The sequence below is a fragment of the Actinomadura fibrosa genome, from assembly GCF_900659615.1.
GTDB lineage: Bacteria > Actinomycetota > Actinomycetes > Streptosporangiales > Streptosporangiaceae > Spirillospora > Spirillospora fibrosa.
The window spans coordinates 1-3,397 of record NZ_CAACUY010000462.1 but is presented as its reverse complement, the minus strand read 5'-3'; the positions used below and the strand labels follow the sequence as shown (position 1 = coordinate 3,397).

Genomic DNA, 3,397 nt, shown 5'->3' with positions numbered 1-3,397 from the left:
CGGACGGTGCGGCCTGGCGGGCACGCCCACGGACGGCCCGAGCGGCCCGGCGGAACCGGGAGGCGGCGCGGCGGACGGCGCCGGCTCGGCGGGCGGCGACAGCGAGCGCAGCCGGGTGAGGAAGTCATCGGTCGGGAGGTCGTCGGCGCCACCGGCGGGCGGACCGGCCAGGCCCCGCAGCCGGCCCTTGAGCCGCCGCAGGCCGTCGGCCTCGGCCCGGCACCTGGCGCAGCGCGCGAGATGGGCGAGCGCGCGGTCGCGATCCTCGTGTCCGAGCTCACCGTCGATCAGGGCGGTCAGCCGCTCCCCAAGGCAGCTCACAGGGCCTCCTCATGAGGAAACGACCCCCCGCGGATCCCGGCAAGAGCCGCGGGCATGCCCTCGGTTCGCTCCGTCATGCGCGCGAACCCGCGGGGGGACGACCCCCCACACCCCCCGGCAAAGACCGCGGGCATGCCCTCGCTTCGCTCCGTCATGCCGCCTCGTGCTCCCGTTCGCTCACGCGCGGTCCCGTCCGCGCGGTCGGTCCTGGCTCTTATGCGCCCTCCGGCAGCGCCCGGACGCCCCCGGCGCCCGTCTCACCGGCGGTACCAGCAGTATCGGCAACGGCGACGGCCGCGGCGACCTCGCCCGGCTCCCCGCTCCGGTAGTCGTTCCGCGTGCCGAAGCGGCGCCTCGTCGGCGCCCGGTGCTCCAGCGCCGCGCGCAGCTGCGCGCGGCCGCGGTGGATGCGGCTCCGCACGGTCCCCAGCTTGACGCCGAGTGTGGCGGAGATCTCCTCGTAGGAGAGGCCCTCGATGTCGCACAGCACCACGGCCGCCCGGTACTCGGGGGCCAGGGCGTCGAGCGCGGCCTGGACGTCGGCGTCGAAGTTGCTGTCCTCGAACGCCTGCGCCGGGGTCGGCTCGCGGCCCTGGAGGCGCTCGGCGGCGTCGTCCGCGAGGCCCTCGAACCGGATGCGCTGGCGGCGCCGCGCCATGTCGAGGAACAGGTTCGTGGTGATCCGGTGCAGCCAGCCCTCGAACGTCCCCGGCGTGTAGTTCGACAGGGAACGGAACACGCGGACGAAGACCTCCTGGGTGAGGTCTTCGGCGTCGTGCTGGTTACCGGTCAGGCGGTACGCGAGCCGGTACACGCGCGCGGAGTGCTCCCGCACGACCTCGTCCCAGGACGGCGGCGCCCATTCGGCCTCGGGGGCGTTCTCTCGGGTGCGCGCGGCGTTTCCCAACCCCTGTCTGGGGCCGACCCCCACAGCGCCTCTAAAACTCAGTGCTGCGACTCCCATGGTGCCGGGCTGTTCCTCTCTGGTGAGCCAAGGCCGAAGCCTTGGAACGGCACGGTCTCGCCTGGGCTGGGGCGGTTCTGGACCGACTCGCTGTTCCGACTTCGTCCACCTGCCGGTGGGCTCCGTCGCTGGTTAGAACGCGCTGAAACTCCAGATGGTTCCCTCTCAGCGATATGGTCTTTCCAGCATGAGCCAGGCGGGGGTCCCGCGAGGAGGCAGCCATCGACGCCATTCAGGCCACCCTGGCCTACGTGGAGGAATTCCTCCCCGAAGACGAGCCGTTGCTGAACGCGCGGCGCCGCGGCGCGGAGGTCGGCGCGACGCCCATCGGCGCGGCCGGCGGGGCGGCGCTGCGCTTCCTGGCCACCCTGATCGGCGCGCGGACGGTCGTGGAGGTGGGCTCGGGCTGCGGCGTCTCCGGCGTCTGGCTGCTGCGCGGCATGGCCAGGGACGCGGTCCTGACGAGCGTCGACGTCGAGCCCGAGCACCAGCGGCTCGCCAAGCAGGCCTACCGGGAGGCGGGCCTCGGCGCGTCCCGCACCCGGATGATCATCGGGCGGGCGCTGGAGGTGCTGCCGCGGCTCACCGACGGCGCCTACGACATGGTGTTCTGCGACGCGGTGAAGCGCGAGTACCCCGAGTACCTCACCGCGGCGCTGCGGCTGCTGCGGCCCGGTGGCGTCGTCGCGTTCGACAACGCGCTGTGGCACGACCGGGTGGCCGACCCGTCCCGCCGCGACCCCGAGACCGAGGCGATCCGCGAGGTGCACCGGATGATCCGCGAGGACGAGCGGCTGGTCCCGCTGCTCGTCCCGGTGGGCGACGGGCTCCTGTGCGCGGTGAAGCGCGACTGACCCCGATGGGCCACGTCGACGACCGCCCCGAGCCGCCTCCCGCCGGCAGCGGCGGCGAGGCCGAACCCGTCACTGCCGAGGGCGTTCCGGCTGAGGTGTTCGCGGTTCGTGCCAGGGTGACCTGGTGGGCCGTGTGGCAGCTCGTCGCCCTGCTGATCCTGGTCGGGGCCTCGGTCGCCTTCGTCGCCGGCGCGGTGATGCACGGCGTGAGCGCCGCCGGCCTCGCGTTCCTGCTGCTCGGCGCCGTCGGGGCCGCCGGGTTCGGGACGGCCCTGCTCGTCTCGGCCGGGAGCATGCTGGCGAGGCGTCCCGTCCTGGAGCTCGGCCCCGCCGGGGTGCGCCGCCCGGCCCGCTGGCCGCTCCCCCGCGCGCGGGGCCGGACGCTGCCCTGGACGGACGTGGCCGCGATCGCCGCGCTGCGCCGCGGGGTCCCGAGCGGCCGCAAGGGCGAGCTGGACTACGTGGTCTTCCTGCCGACCGAGGAGCTCGCGGAGCTGGCCCGGACGTCGGAGCGCCCGGGCCTCGTGGCGCTGACCATGCGGGACGTCCCGGCGACGGCGGAGGCGGTGCCCTGGTGCTTCGCCGTGGAGCGCGGCTGGGACGCGACGCTCCCGCAGATCGTCAAGCAGGCCAGGCGCCGCCGCCCGGTCCCGGTGATCGACCGCCGCAAGGTGTGACCGCGCCGCCTGATCGCAGCGTCTGATCACACTGCTTGATCACACCGCTTGATCACACCGGCCGGTCAGGTCCGCGGGAGGGCCGCCAGCATGATCGGCTGGGTGGTGGGGCGCGGGGAGCCCGCCGCCGGTTCGACCGTGAGCCCGACCCGGCTGGAGCGTCCGACGCCGTCCAGGACCATCGGTTTCGAAGTCCGGCGGACCATTCCGGCCGGGCGGGCGCCGTCCTCGCCCATCAGCCAGAGCTCGTAGGCCCTGCTCGGCGGCGGTCGACGAAGCCCGGACGACAGGAGCACGACCGCCCTGTCCTGCCGCCGGGAGACGACCACGGTCCCCTGTCCGCCGGTCTTCACCGGAGCGGTCACGGTTCTCGCGTCCGGTGCCGTCAGAACGGCGTTCACGCGGTCCTGGGCCGCCTGGAGCCGGTCGGCGCGGTGGTCGGCGCGCTGCGCGGCCGCGCCGAGCGCCACCGCGGCGACCAGGCAGGCCGCGGCGTCGATCTCGCTGCGCCCGATCAACCTGATCATCTCGAACGTGCCCGGCCCGCAGTTCCCGCTCTACCTGTGCGGCGCCCGGGTGCT

At 74.5% G+C, this 3,397-nt stretch carries 6 protein-coding genes; 3 read left to right on the top strand and 3 right to left on the bottom strand.

What is annotated here, in order from left to right:
* Together E1300_RS48575 and sigE are read right to left on the bottom strand one after the other, a co-directional pair.
* Positions 1-321, bottom strand: a 321-nt coding sequence (locus tag E1300_RS48575; RefSeq protein WP_131764014.1) for an anti-sigma factor family protein, incomplete at its 3' end; no start/stop codon positions are given.
* Between the two features lie 214 nt (positions 322-535).
* Entirely contained in the window at positions 536-1,285 is a 750-nt protein-coding gene (gene sigE / locus E1300_RS48570; RefSeq protein WP_242619897.1) for an RNA polymerase sigma factor SigE, read from the bottom strand.
* 251 nt (positions 1,286-1,536) lie between these two features.
* On the opposite strand from sigE, the gene E1300_RS48565 reads away from it, so the two are divergent.
* Entirely contained in the window at positions 1,537-2,139 is a 603-nt protein-coding gene (locus E1300_RS48565; RefSeq protein ID WP_131764013.1) for an O-methyltransferase, read from the top strand.
* A gap of 5 nt (positions 2,140-2,144) precedes the next feature.
* Positions 2,145-2,816, top strand: a complete 672-nt coding sequence (locus tag E1300_RS48560; protein ID WP_242619896.1) for a hypothetical protein — start codon at positions 2,145-2,147, stop codon at positions 2,814-2,816.
* A gap of 65 nt (positions 2,817-2,881) precedes the next feature.
* On the opposite strand, the gene E1300_RS48555 is transcribed toward E1300_RS48560, so the two are convergent.
* Positions 2,882-3,343 carry an anti-sigma factor gene (locus E1300_RS48555; protein WP_131764012.1) on the bottom strand — a complete coding sequence of 154 codons (462 nt, stop codon included), beginning with the start codon at positions 3,341-3,343 and terminating at the stop codon, positions 2,882-2,884.
* On the opposite strand from E1300_RS48555, the gene E1300_RS48550 reads away from it, so the two are divergent.
* Positions 3,315-3,397 (top strand): WS/DGAT domain-containing protein (locus E1300_RS48550; RefSeq protein WP_242619898.1); only part of this gene is annotated, 83 nt, incomplete at its 3' end. The two genes, E1300_RS48555 and E1300_RS48550, sit on opposite strands and share 29 nt — an antisense overlap.